The 16023-nt window shown below is 65.1% G+C and carries 13 protein-coding genes and 1 pseudogene; 7 read left to right on the plus strand and 7 right to left on the minus strand.

Features of this window, described 5'->3' with window-relative positions; translation table 11 throughout:
* Positions 1-2: 2 nt before the first annotated feature.
* The 4 genes from A5906_RS04660 (at position 3) to A5906_RS04675 (ending at position 3652) form a co-directional block, all read left to right on the plus strand.
* Positions 3-1268, plus strand: coding sequence for an NAD(P)/FAD-dependent oxidoreductase (locus A5906_RS04660; RefSeq protein ID WP_080134113.1), 1266 nt, complete (start codon positions 3-5; stop codon positions 1266-1268).
* A 10-nt stretch (positions 1269-1278) separates the two neighbouring features.
* Positions 1279-2022 (plus strand): aspartate/glutamate racemase family protein, encoded by a 744-nt coding sequence (locus tag A5906_RS04665; RefSeq protein WP_080134114.1) that lies wholly within the window; start codon positions 1279-1281, stop codon positions 2020-2022.
* Positions 2023-2130: 108 nt separating this feature from the next.
* Positions 2131-2835, plus strand: a complete 705-nt coding sequence (locus tag A5906_RS04670) for a GntR family transcriptional regulator (RefSeq protein WP_245326588.1) — start codon at positions 2131-2133, stop codon at positions 2833-2835.
* A gap of 37 nt (positions 2836-2872) precedes the next feature.
* Positions 2873-3652 carry an SDR family NAD(P)-dependent oxidoreductase gene (locus tag A5906_RS04675; protein WP_080134116.1) on the plus strand — a complete coding sequence of 260 codons (780 nt, stop codon included), beginning with the start codon at positions 2873-2875 and terminating at the stop codon, positions 3650-3652.
* A 151-nt stretch (positions 3653-3803) separates the two neighbouring features.
* On the opposite strand, the gene A5906_RS04680 is transcribed toward A5906_RS04675, so the two are convergent.
* The 3 genes from A5906_RS04680 to A5906_RS04690 all read right to left on the minus strand — a co-directional run bounded on the left by A5906_RS04680 (position 3804) and on the right by A5906_RS04690 (position 7632).
* Complete coding sequence (locus tag A5906_RS04680; protein WP_080134117.1) at positions 3804-4598, minus strand: IclR family transcriptional regulator; 795 nt, start codon at positions 4596-4598, stop codon at positions 3804-3806.
* 77 nt (positions 4599-4675) lie between these two features.
* Entirely contained in the window at positions 4676-6409 is a 1734-nt protein-coding gene (locus tag A5906_RS04685) for an FAD-dependent oxidoreductase (protein WP_080134118.1), read from the minus strand.
* 8 nt (positions 6410-6417) lie between these two features.
* Positions 6418-7632, minus strand: coding sequence for an ABC transporter substrate-binding protein (locus tag A5906_RS04690; protein ID WP_080134119.1), 1215 nt, complete (start codon positions 7630-7632; stop codon positions 6418-6420).
* A 642-nt stretch (positions 7633-8274) separates the two neighbouring features.
* Between A5906_RS04690 and A5906_RS04695 the strand changes: the two genes are divergently transcribed.
* Complete coding sequence (locus tag A5906_RS04695; RefSeq protein WP_080134120.1) at positions 8275-9573, plus strand: MFS transporter; 1299 nt, start codon at positions 8275-8277, stop codon at positions 9571-9573.
* Positions 9574-9582: 9 nt separating this feature from the next.
* On the opposite strand, the gene A5906_RS04700 is transcribed toward A5906_RS04695, so the two are convergent.
* Together A5906_RS04700 and A5906_RS04705 are read right to left on the minus strand one after the other, a co-directional pair.
* A complete protein-coding gene (locus tag A5906_RS04700; protein ID WP_245326589.1) occupies positions 9583-10998 on the minus strand; it encodes a glycosyl hydrolase family 79 N-terminal domain-containing protein in 1416 nt (471 codons plus the stop codon).
* Between the two features lie 129 nt (positions 10999-11127).
* Positions 11128-11424 (minus strand): hypothetical protein, encoded by a 297-nt coding sequence (locus A5906_RS04705; protein ID WP_080134122.1) that lies wholly within the window; start codon positions 11422-11424, stop codon positions 11128-11130.
* 338 nt (positions 11425-11762) lie between these two features.
* Between A5906_RS04705 and A5906_RS04710 the strand changes: the two genes are divergently transcribed.
* Positions 11763-12554, plus strand: a complete 792-nt coding sequence (locus A5906_RS04710; protein ID WP_080134123.1) for a fumarylacetoacetate hydrolase family protein — start codon at positions 11763-11765, stop codon at positions 12552-12554.
* Positions 12555-13303: 749 nt separating this feature from the next.
* Here the strand turns inward: A5906_RS04710 and A5906_RS04720 are convergent.
* Together A5906_RS04720 and A5906_RS04725 are read right to left on the minus strand one after the other, a co-directional pair.
* The gene (locus A5906_RS04720) at positions 13304-14155 is read right to left on the minus strand and encodes an HpcH/HpaI aldolase/citrate lyase family protein (protein WP_080134214.1); all 852 of its coding nucleotides are present in this window, start codon (positions 14153-14155) and stop codon (positions 13304-13306) included.
* Positions 14155-14640 (minus strand): annotated as a pseudogene (locus A5906_RS04725) (MaoC family dehydratase); the annotation flags it as partial. The gene A5906_RS04720 and the pseudogene A5906_RS04725, both read right to left, overlap by 1 nt.
* Positions 14641-14839: 199 nt before the next feature.
* Here A5906_RS04725 and A5906_RS04730 point away from each other — a divergent pair.
* Positions 14840-16006: an acyl-CoA dehydrogenase family protein gene (locus tag A5906_RS04730; protein WP_080134126.1), complete on the plus strand. Its 1167-nt coding sequence runs from the start codon at positions 14840-14842 to the stop codon at positions 16004-16006.
* Positions 16007-16023 lie beyond the last annotated feature (17 nt).

Here is a 16023-nt window from a genome sequence, read left to right on the forward strand (position 1 = left end):
CGATGTCAGGAGGCCGCCACGTCGCCATCATCGGAGCCGGCGCGGTCGGCGTGATCAGCGCCATCGAGGCGCTGCGCGAAGGTCATCGCGTCACGCTGATCGATCCGGGCGAGCCGGGCGGCGAGCAGGCGGCGAGCTACGGCAATGCCGGCTGGCTGGCGTCGCATTCGGTGATCCCGCCGGCCGAGCCTGGCGTCTGGAAGAAGGTGCCGGGCTATCTGATGGACCCGCTCGGTCCGCTCGCGATCCGCTGGTCTTACCTGCCGAAGGCCTTGCCGTGGCTGATCAAGTATCTGCTCTCGGGCTGGACCGCGGCGCGGGTCGAGAAGACGGCGTTTGCGCTGCGCGACCTGTTGAAGGACGCGCCGCTGCTGCACCGGAAGCTCGCGGAAGAGGCGGGCGTCCCTGAACTGGTCGAGCGCAACGGCGTGATGCATGTGTTCCCGTCGCGCGGCAATTTCGACAACGATCTCGGCTGGCGCCTGCGCAAGAAGGTCGGCGTCGAATGGCTGGAGCTCAACGCCGACGAGATGCGCCAGCGCGAGCCGGATCTGCATCCGCGCTACACTTTCGGCGTGGTGGTGGAGGAGGCCGGGCGCTGCCGCGACCCCGGCGCTTATGTCGCAGCTCTCGCCAATCATGCGATCGCCAGCGGTGCCAAGCATGTGCGGGCCAAGGCGACCGGGCTGAAGCTGTCCGGCAACAAGCTCGTGGCCGTTGTCACCGAGACCGGCGAGATCCCTTGCGATGCTGCCGTCGTCGCCGCAGGCGCGCGCTCAAAACAGCTCACCGCATCGGTCGGCGATCCCCTGCCGCTCGAAACCGAGCGCGGCTATCACGTCATGATCGAGAACCCGGAATCAGGGCCGCGCAGCTCGATGATGGCCTCCGACGCCAAGATGGTGGTGAACTGGACCAACAAGGGGCTGCGCGCCGCCGGCACGGTCGAGATCGCCGGTCTCGAGGCCGCGCCGAACTGGAAGCGCGCCGAGATCCTGCGCAACCACCTCCTCGGCATGTTCCCGAAATTGCCGAAGGACATTCCGGCCTCGCGCATAAAAACCTGGTTCGGCCATCGCCCGAGCATGCCGGATGGACTTCCCTGCATCGGTCACGCACGCGCCTCGCGCGACATCGTCTACGCCTTCGGCCACGGCCATGTCGGCCTGGTCGGCTCGGCCCGTACCGGCCGTCTCGTCGCCCAGCTTCTGAGCGGCAAGCAGCCGGAGATTCCGCTGGCGCCGTTCGCGCCCACTCGCTTCCTCTGAGATTGCGCCCATGACCACTCCTGCCAACTCGCGTTCTCGTATTGCCCGCGGCGGCAAGGCCGTCTATGGCGCGCCGCTCGGCATCTTGATGCTGGAAGCGCGCTTCCCCCGCATTCCCGGCGACATGGGCAATGGCACGACCTGGCCGTTCCCCGTGCTCTATCGCGTGGTGAGTGGCGCCTCGCCCGAGAAGGTGGTGCTGAAGGGCGCGGCTGGCCTGCTGCCTGATTTCATCGACGCTGCGAAAGACCTGGTGCGGCTCGGGGCCGAAGCCATCACCACCAATTGCGGTTTCCTCTCGCTGTTTCAGAAGGAGATCGCCGCTGCGGTCGGCGTTCCCGTCGCCACCTCGTCACTGATGCAGGTGCCGTGGGTGCAGGCGACGCTGCCGCCCGGCAAGCGCGTCGGGCTCGTCACGGTGTCGGGCTCGACCTTGACACCGGCCCATCTCGAGGGCGCCGGCGTGCCGCTCGATACGCCTTTGGTCGGCACCGAGCACGGCAAGGAGTTCTTCCGCGTCCTGATCAAGGCCGAGAAGGAGGACATGGACATCGCGCAAGCCGAGCGCGACGTGGTCGAGGCCGGCAAGGAGCTTGTCGCGAAAAACCCTGACGTCGGCGCTATCGTGCTCGAATGCACCAACATGCCGCCTTATGCGGCCGCCTTGCAGGCTGAGGTCGGCTTGCCCGTCTACGACATCTATTCCATGATCACCTGGTTTCATGCTGGACTGCGCCCGCGCGCCTTCGCCTGATTCCGGCTGCCGCAAAGCTTTGAACAAGCTCTGCTAAACGCCGGTTTGCATTGCCATCGGCCAAGCAGCCCCGGTATATTGGGCTGTGTTCGGGCATGAATGCAGCTGATGATGAGCAACGTGGAACTGGCTTCCGACAGTATCGTCGATCGCGTCTATGAGCAGCTCAAGGCGATGGCCGTGAGCTACGAGTTCAAGCCGGGCGAGCGGCTCAACGAGGGCGAGCTGGCCAAGCGCCTCGGCGTCAGCCGTACGCCGCTGCGCGAGGCGCTCAACCGCCTCAACACCGAGGGCTTCCTGCGCTTCGCGCCTGGCAAGGGCTTCTTCTGCCGCGAGCTCGACGCGCACGAGATCTTCGACCTCTACGAGCTGCGCAAGTCGATCGAGGTCGCCGCGATCCGCCTCGCCATCAAGCGCGCCAAGGACGAGGACATCGACGCGCTGCTGAAATTCCTCGAAGCCACCGGCCCCGACCCAGGCGAGCGCACCTCGGTGGAACTGGTCGAGCTGGACGAGACCTTTCACGAGCGATTGATGGGGATGTCGAACAATGCCGAGATGCTGCGCGTGCTGCGCAATGTCAACGCCCGCATTCGCTTCGTGCGCTGGATCGACATGGACCGCATCAACCGCTCCAACACGCAAGCCGAGCATCGCGCCGTCGTCGAAGGCCTGAAGGCGCGCAATGAGGAGGCCTGCGTGTCGGTGCTGGAAAAGCACATCGACCGTCGCCTCGACCGCATCACCGCCGCGATCAAGGAAGGCTACGCGCAGATCTACATGCCGGCCGCGGCACGATCGGCGGCGAATTGACGCCGGACACGGCGTCCTGCTTTCAGGAGGCGCACACATGAAGCTCAAGGACAAGGTTGCCGCCATCACCGGAGCGGCACGCGGCATCGGCAAGGCTTGCGCGAAGAGATTCCTCGATGACGGCGTCAAGGTCGTCATTTCGGATATCGATGCCGAAGGCCTTGCCGCGACGGCCGCCGAGCTTGGGCGGCCGGATGCGCTGCGCACCGTCGTCGGCAATGTTGCCAGGCGCGCGGACGTCGATCAGCTCGTTGCGACCGCCGTGAAGGAGTTCGGCCGGCTCGACATCATGGTCAACAACGCCGGCGTCGCCCGCAACCGGGACATCCTCGACATTACCGAAGAGGAATTCGACGAAATCATCGGCATCAACCTGAAAGGCGCCTTCTTCGGTGTGCAAGCGGCGGCCAGGCAGATGATCGCGCAGGGCGGCGGCGGGGTCATCATCAACATGTCCTCGGTGAACGCGCTGCTGGCGATCCCGGCGCTTGCGACCTACGCGATGTCGAAGGGCGGCATGAAGCAGCTGACCTCGGTCGCGGCCGTCGCGCTCGCCCCGCACAACATTCGTGTCGTTGCGGTCGGGCCGGGCACGATCCTGACCGACATGGTGGCGTCGTCGATCTACACGTCCGAGGATGCGCGCAGGACAGTGATGTCACGCACGCCAGCCGGCCGAGGTGGCGAGCCGAGCGAGGTTGCGTCCGTCGTCGCCTTCCTTGCCAGTGACGATGCGTCCTACATCACCGGGCAAACGATCTACCCGGATGGCGGGCGCTTGATCCTGAACTACACGGTGCCGGTGAAGGAGAAGTAAGGGGCGAAAGCGCTCCACACTCGCTGTCTTCGCCGGGAAGGCGGTCGGTCCAGTACTGCGTGACGGCAGTGATAGAGGATAGGCCGCGGCGTACTGGATGCCCCGCTTTCGCGGAGCATGACAGCGGTGGTCGTGTTGGGCAGTTTGCCCTTCACTCCGCCGCAACCGTCATCCCATAGCCCAAGCGTTTCGAGATGCCGCCGGCGCAATCGCGCAGGGCACGCGCAATCGGACTGTCCCAGCGCGCGTCGAACGTTCCTTCCGGTCCCATCGCGGTGATGACCAGCGCGACGTGGCCGGCATGGTCGAACACCGGCGCCGAGAACGCGTTGACGCCGGGCAGGGGATCGCCGAGCGCGCGGGCGAGGCCGTGCTTGCGCACCTCAGCGAGCATGTCGGCGACCTTGGCGCCTTTCACCGCGCGCTTCGGATTGTAACCCACGCCGTGACGGTCGAGGCCGCTTTCCAGTGCGGCATTGATGGTCTTCTCTGACAGGAAGGCCGCAAACGCACGGCCGGTCGCGGTTTCCAGCAGCGCCATCACTGAGCCCGCGCGCATCACGATATGCACGGGTTGGCCGGGCTCTTCGAGCTGGACGACGGTCGGCCCGTGCGTCCCCCAGACCGCCAGCGAGACCGCGTGTCCGATCTGGCTGGCAAGCGCCGCGATCCTAGGCCCGGCGATGCGCACGCCGGAAAGGCGGCGCAGGCTGATCAGGCCGAGCTCCAGCGCCAGCGCGCCGATCTCGTAGCGGCCGGTGGTCTCGTCCTGCTCGATCAACCCGATGCGTGAGAAGCTGGCGAGGTACGGATGCGCCTTGGCCGGCGTCATGCCGGCCTCGCGCGCGAGATCGCGCAGCATCATCGGCTCGCCGCTCTTGGCAAGCGCGCGAAGCAATTCTCCGCCGACCTCGATCGACTGGATGCCGCGGCTTTCTCTCTTCATGCGCCTCCGATGCGCTTGAGTTTTCGTTTGAGCATGAACTTTTCGGAAAACCGCTGCACACTTCTCCGGATCATGCGCTACGCCGCGTTGCGCCTCGCGGCGCTGTCGGCGAGATGACGGCCGGCAATGTAGCCGAAGGTCAGCGCCGGCCCAAGCGTGATGCCGGCGCCGGGATAATTGCCGCCCATGATGCTCGCCATGTCGTTGCCGGCGGCATAGAGGCCGGGAATGACCCGGCCTTCGCCGTCGAGTGCGCGCGCGTTCTCGTCGGTGACGATGCCGGCATAGGTGCCGAGGTCTCCGATCACCATCTTGATGGCGTAGAACGGGCCGTTCTCGATCGGCGCGACGCAGGGGTTCGGGCCATGCAGCGCATCGCCCTGGTAGCGGTTATAGGCTTTTGAACCCTTGCCGAAGGCGGCGTCCTGGCCTTGGGGCGCCGTCGCATTGAACTGTTTGACCGTCTCGACGAATGTCCTCGCATCGATGCCGGCTTTTGCCGCCAGCGCCTCAAGTGTATCGCCGCGCATGAGATAGCCGGTATCGAGATGGTGACCCAGCGGCATCGGGAAGGGCGGCACGCAGCCGAGGCCGTATTTGCGCAGCGTTGGGTGATCGCAGACGAGAAAGGCGGCGATCTCCTCGCCGGGCTTTGCGGCCTTGATCATCGCCTGGACGAAATCGTGATAGGAATTGCCCTCATTGGCGAAGCGCTTGCCGTCACGCATCACCGCGATCACGCCCGGCTTGGCGCGGTCGATGAAGTGCGGCATCACGCCCTTCGAGCCGTCCTTGCGCGTCGTCAGCGACACCGGCACCCACGCCGCCGCATTCGGCAGGCGATCCTCGACATGCCCGCCGGCGCTTTCCGCAAGGCGCAGGCCGTCGCCGGTGTTGCCGGTGGGGCCGGGTGAAAAATGCTCGTTGCCGGTCGGTGCATGCGGGAACATCTTCCTGCGCCGCTCGACATCGTGCGGGAAGCCGCCACAGGCGAGCACGACGCCCTGCCGCGCGCGAACACGCACGTCGCGTCCCTCGCGCGAAACGATCGCGCCGATCACAGCGCCGTTCTCGACCGTCAGCTCGCGCACAGGCGAGGACAGCCACATCGGAATCTTCAGATCCTGTGCGGATTTCGCAAGGCGCCCCGCGAGCGCGTTGCCGTTGGTCAGCGTCATGCCGCGGCCGTAGCGCAGCACGTCCATCAAATGGCGCGACAGGCGTTTTGCGACATAGACCGCCGAGGTCAGCGACTTCGTCACGCGCATGAAATGGATGATCTCCTTGCCGCTTCCGAGCATCATGCCGAACACGGTGAGCTCGGGCAGCGGCATGCCGAGCGTCTTGATCTGCTCGCCAAGCTCGCGGCCGTCAAACGGGCGCGTCACCATGGAGCGGCCGCCCTGGGCGCCGCCGGGCGCTTCGGCATGATAGTCCGGAAACACCAGCGGCATGTCGAAGCGCAGCGCGGTCTTGGTGGTGAAGAAATCCACCGCCTCGGGGCCGGCGCTGAGGAAGGCATCGACCCGGGCGGCGTCGTAATTGTTGCCGGCCTCGTGCCGCAAGTAATTGCGCGCCTGCTCCGGCGTCTCCTCGATGCCGTAGGCCTTGGCTAGCGACGTTCCGGGAATCCACAGCCAGCCGCCGGACCGGGCGGTCGTGCCGCCGAAGCGCGGCTCCTTCTCGACGATCAGCACGTCGAGGCCGCGATAGCGCGCGGTGATCGCGGCCGACATGCCGGAGCAACCCGACCCGGCCACGAGCACGTCGCACTCGTAAGTCTCAATTGCGGTGTGCTCGTTGCCGGTCATCGCTCACCTCACTTCTTGAGCAGCGGACATTTGGACTCCGAGACCGGACGGAAGGCGTCCTCGCCCTTCACGGTCTTGACGATATCCAGATAATCCCATGGCTCCTTCGACTGCTCGGGCGTTTTCACCTTGGCCAGATACATGTCGCGAATGACGCGGCCGTCCTCGCGCAACTTGCCGCCATGGACGAAGATATCCTCGATCGGCAGCTCGCGCATCTTGGCCATCACCTTGGCGGAATCGTCGGTGCCGGCAGCCTTGATCGCCTTCAAATAATGCAGCACCGAGCCATAGACGCCGGTCTGGATCATGGTCGGCATCACCTTGGTGCGCTCGTAGAACTTCTTGGACCATGCGCGCGTCGCCTCGTCCATGGCCCAGTAGGAGGCCGTGGTCATGTAGGTGCCCTGCGCGGCCTTGAGGCCGATCGCGTGCACGTCGGTGTCGAACATCAACAAGCCGACCAGCTTCTGGCCGCCTTGGACCAGGCCGAATTCGCCGGACTGCTTGATGGCGTTGTCGGTATCCTGGCCGGCATTGGCGAAGGCGACCACGTCGGATTTCGAGCTTTGCGCCTGCAACGCGAAGGAGGAGAAGTCGGCGGTGTTGGTCGGATGCTTGACGCCGCCGAGCACCTTGCCGCCCATCTCGTTGACGAAGCGTGTCGCGTCCTTTTCGAGCTGCTGGCCGAAGGCGTAGTCCGCGGTGATGAAGTACCAGGACTTTCCGCCTTCCTTGATCACGGCGGAGGCCGTCACCTTCGACAGCGCATAGGTGTCGTAGGTGAAGTGCACGGTGTTGGGGCTGCACAGCTCGTCGGTCAGCGAGCTCGCGCCCGGGCCGGAGAGCAGGGCGATCTTGCCCCGCTCGCGCACCATGTTGTGCACGGCGATGGCGATGCCGGAATTGGGGATGTCGACGACCGCGTCGACCTTGCCGTTGTCGAACCAGCCGCGCACGATCTGCACGCCGACATCGGTCTTCATCTGGTGATCGGCGCTGATGATCTCGATCGGCTTGCCGAGCACGGTCGGCCCGAACTCCTCCACCGCCATCTTCGCGGCCTCGACCGATCCCGGCCCGCTGTTGTCGCGGCCCCAGCTCGACAAATCCGTCAGCACGCCGATCCGCACCGCATCGTCGGAGACTTGCGCACTCGCAACATTGGTCATGGCAGTCGAAGTCATGGCCGCGAGCATGGCGCAGGCCCAAAAGCCTCTCATTGTCGTTCCCTCACGTCTTATGGGCCGCTTGGTGCGGCGGTTTGTTCTGAGGGTGAATTAGATATTAGCTAATAAGTTTGTCAATCGTGAATTTAAGGGTGAAACGGTTCCGCGGGACAACGGCCTGGAGCGGTGAGTTGGAACGTCGGTGCCCAATCCTCGGCGTCGTCCTGGCGGAAGCCAGGACCCATAACCACCGCAAGCTGTTGTTTCGGACGCTTTGGCAGCGTCTTTGATAACGCCGACCGGGGTGACGAGTCCTGGCTTTCGCCAGGACGACGATGGAGGGGCAGGGCGCCCACCTGCCTCACCACCGTCATTGCGAGCGCAGCGAAGCAATCCAGAATGTTTCCGCGGACGCAGTCTGGATTGCTTCGTCGCAAGGGTTCCTCGCAATGACGGGCGCTGAAGCAGCCGCACCCGATGCTCTCGTGTCCCGGACGCGCTGCAACGGCTCTTAGCGTTACAGCGTAGAGCCGGGACCCATGCTGCCGGGATCGCTTGACGACGCTGCCCCCGGGCTCTGCAGCGCATCACTTCGTGCTGCGCAACGTCCTGGGCACGAGAGCAATCATGCTCCCGCAGGTTGCATGCCTCCCTGCGATTGGCCATGATGCCACCCGGAATCTTTTGGGGCATGGCATGACGGCAGCAACGGGCGTCGCCACGGCGACGGAGAGGTCGACGACGGCGCATGTGGTGTGGGCGAGTGCGCTCGGCACCGCGATCGAGTGGTACGATTTCCTGATCTACGGCACGGCCGCCGCACTCGTCTTCAACAAGCTGTTCTTTCCGAGCTTCGACCCCTTCGTCGGCACGCTGGTCGCGTTCTCGACCTATGCGGTCGGCTTCGTGGCGCGGCCGATCGGTGGTGCGATCATCGGTCATTACGGCGATCGGCTCGGCCGCAAGACCATGCTGGTCGCGACCATGATCGCGATGGGGCTCGGCACCTTCCTGATCGGATGCCTGCCGACCTACAGCCAGATCGGCGTCTGGGCGCCGATCCTGCTGATCGCCCTGCGCTTCGTCCAGGGCATCGGCCTCGGCGGCGAGTGGAGCGGCGCGGTCGTGATGGTGATCGAGCATGCGGGCTATCGCCGCGGCTTCTACGGCAGCCTGGTGCAGATCGGCTTTCCCGTCGGCGTTGCCGCCTCCACCGGCATCTTCGCCCTGATGACCAAGCTGCCCGAAGCCGACTTTCTGAGCTGGGGCTGGCGCGTGCCGTTCCTGATCAGCATCCTCCTGGTCGGCGTCGGCTTTGTCGTGCGGCTGAAGCTCGCCGAGACGCCGCACTTCAAGGAGGTGGTGGAGCGCAAGGAAGTGCTGGCGCAGCCGGTCTGGGAAGTGCTTCGCCGCGACTGGCGTAGCTTTCTGCTGGCGATCGGGATCACGGTGTCGGAGGTGGGTCTTGCTTATCTTCTCACCGTCTTCACGGTCGTTTATGCCACCACAAAACTCGGCCTGCCGCGGCAGGTGATCCTGGAGGCGGTGGTCTATGCCGCGATCGTCGAGTTCGCGACGCTGCCGCTCGCCGGCTGGCTCTCCGATATTTTCGGCCGCCGGGCGCTGTATCTTGCCGGCGGTGTGTTCTCGGTGGCGCTGGCGTTTCCGCTGTTCTGGTTCCTGGACACCAGGGAGCCGGCGCTGATCGCGCTTGCGCTCGTCGTCACGATGACGCTGACCCATGCGCTGCTGTTCGGGCCGAAGGCTGCGTTCATGCCCGAGCTGTTCCGCACCCAGGTGCGCTACAGCGGCGCATCGCTCGGCGCCAATGTCGCGGCCGCGTTGAGCGGCGGCTTCTCGCCGCTGATCGCGACCGCGTTGCTGGCATGGGCGGGATCCTATTGGGCCGTGTCGGTCTACATCATCGCGCTCTCGATCATCACGATCATCGCGACCCTGCTGGCGCCGGAGACGGCGCGCGATGCGCTGAAATAAGCGTTTGCTTCAGCGACAGGCCGCAGCGTCCGGCATCACCAGGAAGGTGATGCTGGCCGGCGGCAATCGCAGCCGGCCTGCCGGCGCGGCGCGCGCCGCAAGGCGAGGCAAGTCGTCGTTGGCGGTCAATTCGAGGGGCTCGCCGTTCAAGCGGACGGTCGCGCTTTGCAGGCGATCGGCCTGCAGCGTGTAGCGCTCGGCAGCGCCTGCGAGCGTCACGACATGCGGCGCGCTTCGCGACGTGTTGATGAGAAGTAACGACACGGCGCCCTTCGTGCCGGGGTGACAATGCGCATATGTGTGAAGGCCGGGCATCGAGGCGGCTTCTGTCTCGAGCACAATCGTGCCCATCAGGCGCCGCCACAGCAGGGCGGCCCAATAGTTGGGCCTTGGACGAAACGACCGCTCGTCGAGCAGGCCGTAGTCGCTGGCCGCGAGCGTGTTGTGCATCACGATCTGCACGCCGGCTTTCGCCAGACGGCCGAGCTGATCGAGATAGCGGAACGTGTCGAGGAAGGTCGCATCCCCAGGACTGCCGCCGCAGGCGGCATCCGCGGTTTCCGTCAGCCAGATCGGCTTGCCGGGCTCGAAGGCGTCGCGCAGCGCGCGGTAGATGGCGAGCGTCGCGTCGGTGCGGGCCAGCCACTCGTCGGACAGGGCCCGCATCGGATCGTCATGGACGCCGCAGCGGGGCGAGAGCGTATTGTAGTGATGGTAGGAGAAGCGGTCGAGACCCGGTCCTGAAGCTGCGAGCAGATCGCGCGCGCGGAGGCCGCTGGCGCCCGGAGCCGCAGAGTCGCCGACGGAGCCCGGGCCGAGGATCAACGTCTCCGGCGACGACCGCCGGATCCACGCGTGGAAGATCCTGAAGTCGCGGCCGTAGGCGCTTGCGTCGTATCCCGGCGGCGCGCCGTTGTTCGCCGCAAGCGTCGGCTCGTTCATGAACTCGGCGGCGGCAATGCGGCCACCGAATGAGTGCGTGGCATCGACGAGACGCTGCGCCTGGTCCGGCATCCACGCGCCGCTTGCATCGCGGCTGCCGGGGCTGACCGCGAAGGACGTCACGATCTCCGCATCGGCCGTGCGGGCGAAGTCGATGACGCCGCGCCACCGGGCGCGGCTGAGCACGGTGTTGAAGCCGGCGGGCGCTGCGGCCGGCGCGCTCTCAGTGTCCGCAACATAGGTCGCGTTCGCCCAGCTGCCGCTGACGCGGATGAAGGCCGGCGACAGGGCCGCAGCGAGCTTGCGCAGGCGGGAGTTGGTAAGATCGATCGGAGGGCTGTCGCTGTAGCGATCGGCCCGCATCCCGCCTTGCGCGTAAGGCTTCCAGAAGCGTCCGCCCGTCACCTCCACCATCTCGACATTGTAGGATTGAAAGCGCGCATCGATCGTGCCGATGGCCTTCATGCGCGACGGCGCGATCACGGCCTCACTCGCGCACGCTGCGCGAGCAGGCGCCGCAACGAGCAATGCGGCGCCGATCATGCTGACGATGCGGACGTTGCCGCATCGTCCAGTCGGCCTCCCTGCACACACGCCCTGTCCTGCGAGCATCTATGCAGCAGATTGTATGTTCACCAAAACTTCTCCGGCGACGATTTCGGGGTCGCCAAGTTCGAGGTCGTGCAAGCTCGCTTGAATGAACCCCATCACCTTGGCGTTCGCCGCATTGGCGCTTTCGCGGTCCTCAAATATCATCACGGCGACACCGACGCCTTCGCCGCCGTCCAGCACATAATATGACTTGAAGCCGGGCGACTCCCTCAGGATCTGACCGACGCCGCTTTTGGCGCGGCGGGCCGCATCCGCGACCGAACGAACCTTGGTGTACTTTCGAATGAGTATGAACATCAGGCCAGCCCCTTTGCGTCTCGGTTCCTGCCCAGCACATCAAAGCATAAGGGGCCGCTGCTGGACTAGGGCGTACCTGTGAAATGGATCAAAAACGGAGATCAAGGCAGACGCCGAGCAATGTCCGACTGCCTGACCGAGTGGTCGCAGTCGGGCTCGTCTTCGGGGGGTATTTTTGACCACCTCCGCGATACGTTTCAGGAAAGCTCAATCGACGCGGAGTCTCATCAACAAGGACGAGGCTGGTCCGTCCAGCGTTGCTGGCATGCTGAATATCGACTATCAGCGACTCGGCGCGCATGAACGCCGCCCAACGAAACTCAAAGGGAGCACGAAACATGAAAATGACCACGCGCCGGGACCTGCTCGCGACGGCCGCCGCCGTGACCGCGGCTTCCATCGCCGATAGCGCTCCGGTCGCCGCGCAGGCCGCACCCAAGCCGATCTTCCCGGTGCCGATGGTCGCGATCCCGATTGTCGGCGAGACCCAGGTGTTTCAAGTCCGCCGCATCTACTGCATCGGGCGCAACTACGCTGCGCACGCGATCGAGCGCGGCTCGGACCCGAACCGCGAGCCGCCGTTCTTCTTCCAGAAGCCGACGGACGCGATCCAGAATGTCGCGATCGGCGAGGTTGCCGACCATCCCTATCCCTCGCTGACCAGGAATTATCATCACGAGGTCGAGCTGGTGGCGGCCCTGAAATCCGGCGGCACCAACATCCCGGTCGATAAGGCGCTCGACCATGTCTACGGCTACGCGCTCGGCCTCGACATGACCCGGCGCGATCTTCAGAACGGCATGGCCGCGGAGAAGAAGCCGTGGGAGATCGGCAAAAGCTTCGACCACGCCGCGGTGATCGGCCCGATCCACCCCGCGAGCAAGACCGGCCATTTCGAGAAGGGCGCCATTTCGCTCGCAATCAACGGCACGGTGAAGCAGAGCTCGGATCTCAGCAAGATGATCTGGAGCGTCGCCGAGCAGATCGCGAAGCTCTCGGAAGCGTTCGAGCTCAAGGCCGGCGACATCATCTATTCCGGCACGCCGGAAAATGTCGGCCCCGTCGTGAAAGGCGATGTGCTGTTGTGCAAGCTCGAAGGCTTGCCGGACATGTCGATCAAGATCGTGTAGCGGCTGCTGCTCTTTTCACCTCGGATTGACCCGGCGATGCGAAGCATCGTCCGGCGCGATCCGGGTGAGGGGTACAGGTCTCGCGAGTGGTTGCGCCGATCGCCCCTGTTGGGGCTTTGCCCTTGAATTGCCGGAGTTCCATCGGCGATTGCCCCGTGTTGGGCAACGGACAAACGTCCTGTGGCCATATTTGGATAAGAGTGATCTCCGCTTGAGGGAGGCACTTCCGATGAAGAAAGCTCTGATCACTGCCGTCGTTCTGCTGCTGGGCTTGCCTGCGGGCGCGGCCGCACAGGAACGTGCTGGCGCTGCAGCAATCGGAGCCGTGTCAGGCGCCGTGGTGCTGGGACCGATCGGTGCCGTCGCCGGCGCAGTGGTTGGTTATACCGCCGGACCTGCAATCGCCCGGTCATGGGGCGTGGGAGGCCAGCGCGCGGCACGACCCCGGCAGCCGCAGCGTCGCGAGGCTTATCGCGCAGCCGGCGCGCCGCCGCGCACGCGGCAGGCAATGGATGCCAGCGGTCAGATGAGAGCCGCCAGCAATGCGCCGGCTCAGGCCGCACCTTCGGCGCAGCCCGTTCAGGCAGCTCCTCCGGCTCCTGCTGCGCCCGCGGAGACCACGCCGCCGCCCGCTCAGGGATTCGATTAAGGCCAGGCCCGCCTTCACCTCTCCCCGCTTGCGGGGCGAGGTCGAATTCGATCGTGGATCGAATTCGGGTGAGGGGGTGCAGAGACGCTTGCGTTCCGGTCTAGGGCTGGCCGAGAATCTTCTTCGCGGCGCGCAGATGCGGCTTGTCGATCATCTGGCCGTCGAGCCGCAGCGTGCCGGAATTCGGATTGCTCGCGAACGCTGCGATGACCTTCTCCGCCCAGGCGCGCTCGGCCTCGGTCGGCGCGAAGGCCGCGTTGACCACATCGACATGCTTGGGATGGATCAGCGCCTTCCCCGAAAAGCCGTCGCGCCGCGCCGCGCGCGTCTCGGCTTCGAGGCCCGCGAGGTTGTCGATGTCGGTATAGACGGTGTCGATCGGCGCGACCTCGGCTGCGGCCGCGGCCATCAGGCACAGATCGCGCGCGAGGCGGTAGGGACTGTGGAACACGCCGCCCGAGGATTTCTCGGTGGCGCCGAGTGACGCCGAGAGATCCTCCGCACCCCACATCAATCCGGCAAGGCGAGGGGAGCAGCCCTTGTAGCTGCCGAGCCCGAAGATCGAGCCGGCAGTCTCGGTCGCGACGCAGACGATGCGGGTCGAGCCGACCGCGATGCCGGACGCGGCCTCCAAAGCTTCGAGCCAGGTCGCGACCAGCCGCACGTCGTCGCCGCCCTGCGATTTCGGCAGCACGATGCCGTGGGGCCCGCCCGGCATCACCGCGGCAAGATCGGCGAGCGTCATGCCGGTGTCGAGCGCGTTGACGCGGACATAGAGCTGGTGCGGGCCGGGACGGCTCTTCAGCATCGTAAGCGTCAACCCGCGTGCCTCCGACTTCTTCTCGGTGACGACGGAGTCCTCGAGGTCGATGATCAGCGCGTCGGCCTTGCCTTCGCTGGCCTTCTCGAATTTGCGCGGGGAATCGCCCGGCACGAACAGCATCGAACGCATCACACCGGCCTCCTGTGCATCATCGCCATGCGGCGGCATTTGCCGACGATCTCGTCGTTCTGGTTCAAGGCGTGGTGCTCGAACTCGACGATGCCCGCCCTCGGGCGCGATTTGGATTCCCTCAACGAAAGCACTTTCGTCGTCGCCCGCAAGGTGTCGCCATGGAAGACCGGTTTCGGAAAGGTCACGTCCGTCATGCCGAGATTGGCGACGGTTGTCCCCAGGGTCGTATCATAGACCGTCATGCCGATCATGATGCCGAGGGTGTAAAGGCTGTTGAAAATGCGCTGGCCGAACTCGGTCTTTTCGGCGAAATGCGCGTCGATGTGCAGCGGCTGCGGGTTGAGCGTCAGCAGGCTGAACATGGTGTTGTCCATCTCCGTGACCGTCCGGGTCAGTGGATGCCTGAACTCCTGGCCCACGGAAAAGTCCTCGAAATAAAGCCCGGCCATCGCGGTTTCCTCCCTGCGAAATAACGGCGCGCTCGTACGTCGCGCCGCATGACCCTATGCATGGTAGACACACTTCGCGGGCAAATTCACGTATCTGCACGTGGTTTTTCGAGCTAAAGAACGCAGGCACAGGCACGTCCGGGCGCAACAAGCGGACGCGGCCTTTGCGTGGGGAACGCGGAAAGAGAGGGGAGATGGCGCGGTCGCGGCTCCCGAGGAGGAGATCAAGGCCATGGATTTCGCGCTCACCGACCAGCAGGAAGCCATCCGCGATGCCATCGCCAAGATCTGCGAAGGCTTTCCCGACGCCTATTGGCTGAAGAAGGACCACGACGGCGGCTTCCCGCATGACTTCCACAAGGCGCTCGCGGACGCCGGCTGGCTCGGCATCTGCGTGCCGGAGGAGTATGGCGGCTCCGGGCTCGGCATCACCGAGGCCGCGATCATGATGCGCACCATCGCGGAATCCGGCGCCGGCATGTCCGGCGCCTCGGCGGTGCATATCAACGTGTTCGGGCTAAACCCTGTCGTCGTGTTCGGCACGGAAGAACAGCGCAAGCGCATGCTGCCGCCGATGGTCGAGGGCCGCGAGAAGGCGTGCTTCGCCGTCACCGAGCCCAACACCGGTCTCAACACCACCCAGCTCAAGACCCGTGCCGTCGCCAAGAACGACCGCTACATCGTCAACGGCCAGAAGGTGTGGATCTCGACCGCACAGGTCGCGCACAAGATCCTGCTGCTGGCGCGCACCACGCCGCTGGAGGAGGTGCGCTCGCCCACCCACGGCCTCAGCCTGTTCTACACTGATTTCGACCGCAACAGGATCAAGGTCCACGAGATCGAGAAGATGGGCCGCAAGATCGTCGATTCCAACGAGCTGTTCTTCGAGGACTTTGAAATTCCGATGGAGGACCGGATCGGCGAGGAGGGCAAAGGCTTCCAGTATATCCTCGAAGGCATGAATCCGGAGCGAATTCTCATCGCCGCCGAGGCGGTCGGTTTGGGAAAACTCGCGCTGTCGCGCGCGACCGAATACGCCAAGACGCGCGTTGTTTTCAATCGTCCGATCGGCAAGAACCAGGGGATCCAGCATCCGCTCGCGGTGAACTGGGTCGAGCTCGAGGCGGCCTGGCTGATGGTGATGCAGGCGGCCTGGCAATACGACAAGGGCTTGCCCTGCGGCGCCGGCGCGAACGCCGCGAAATATTTCGCGGGCGAAGCCGGTTACCATGCCTGCGAGCAGGCGGTGATGACCCATGGCGGCTTCGGCTATGCCAAGGAATTCCACGTCGAGCGCTATTTGCGTGAAGTGCTGATCCCGCGCATCGCCCCGGTCAGCCCGCAGCTGGCGCTCAGCTTTATCGCGGAAAAGGTGCTCGGGCTGGCGAAGTCGTACTGAGCGAGGCTTGTGACCCA

This window comes from Bradyrhizobium sacchari, assembly GCF_002068095.1.
Lineage (GTDB): Bacteria > Pseudomonadota > Alphaproteobacteria > Rhizobiales > Xanthobacteraceae > Bradyrhizobium > Bradyrhizobium sacchari.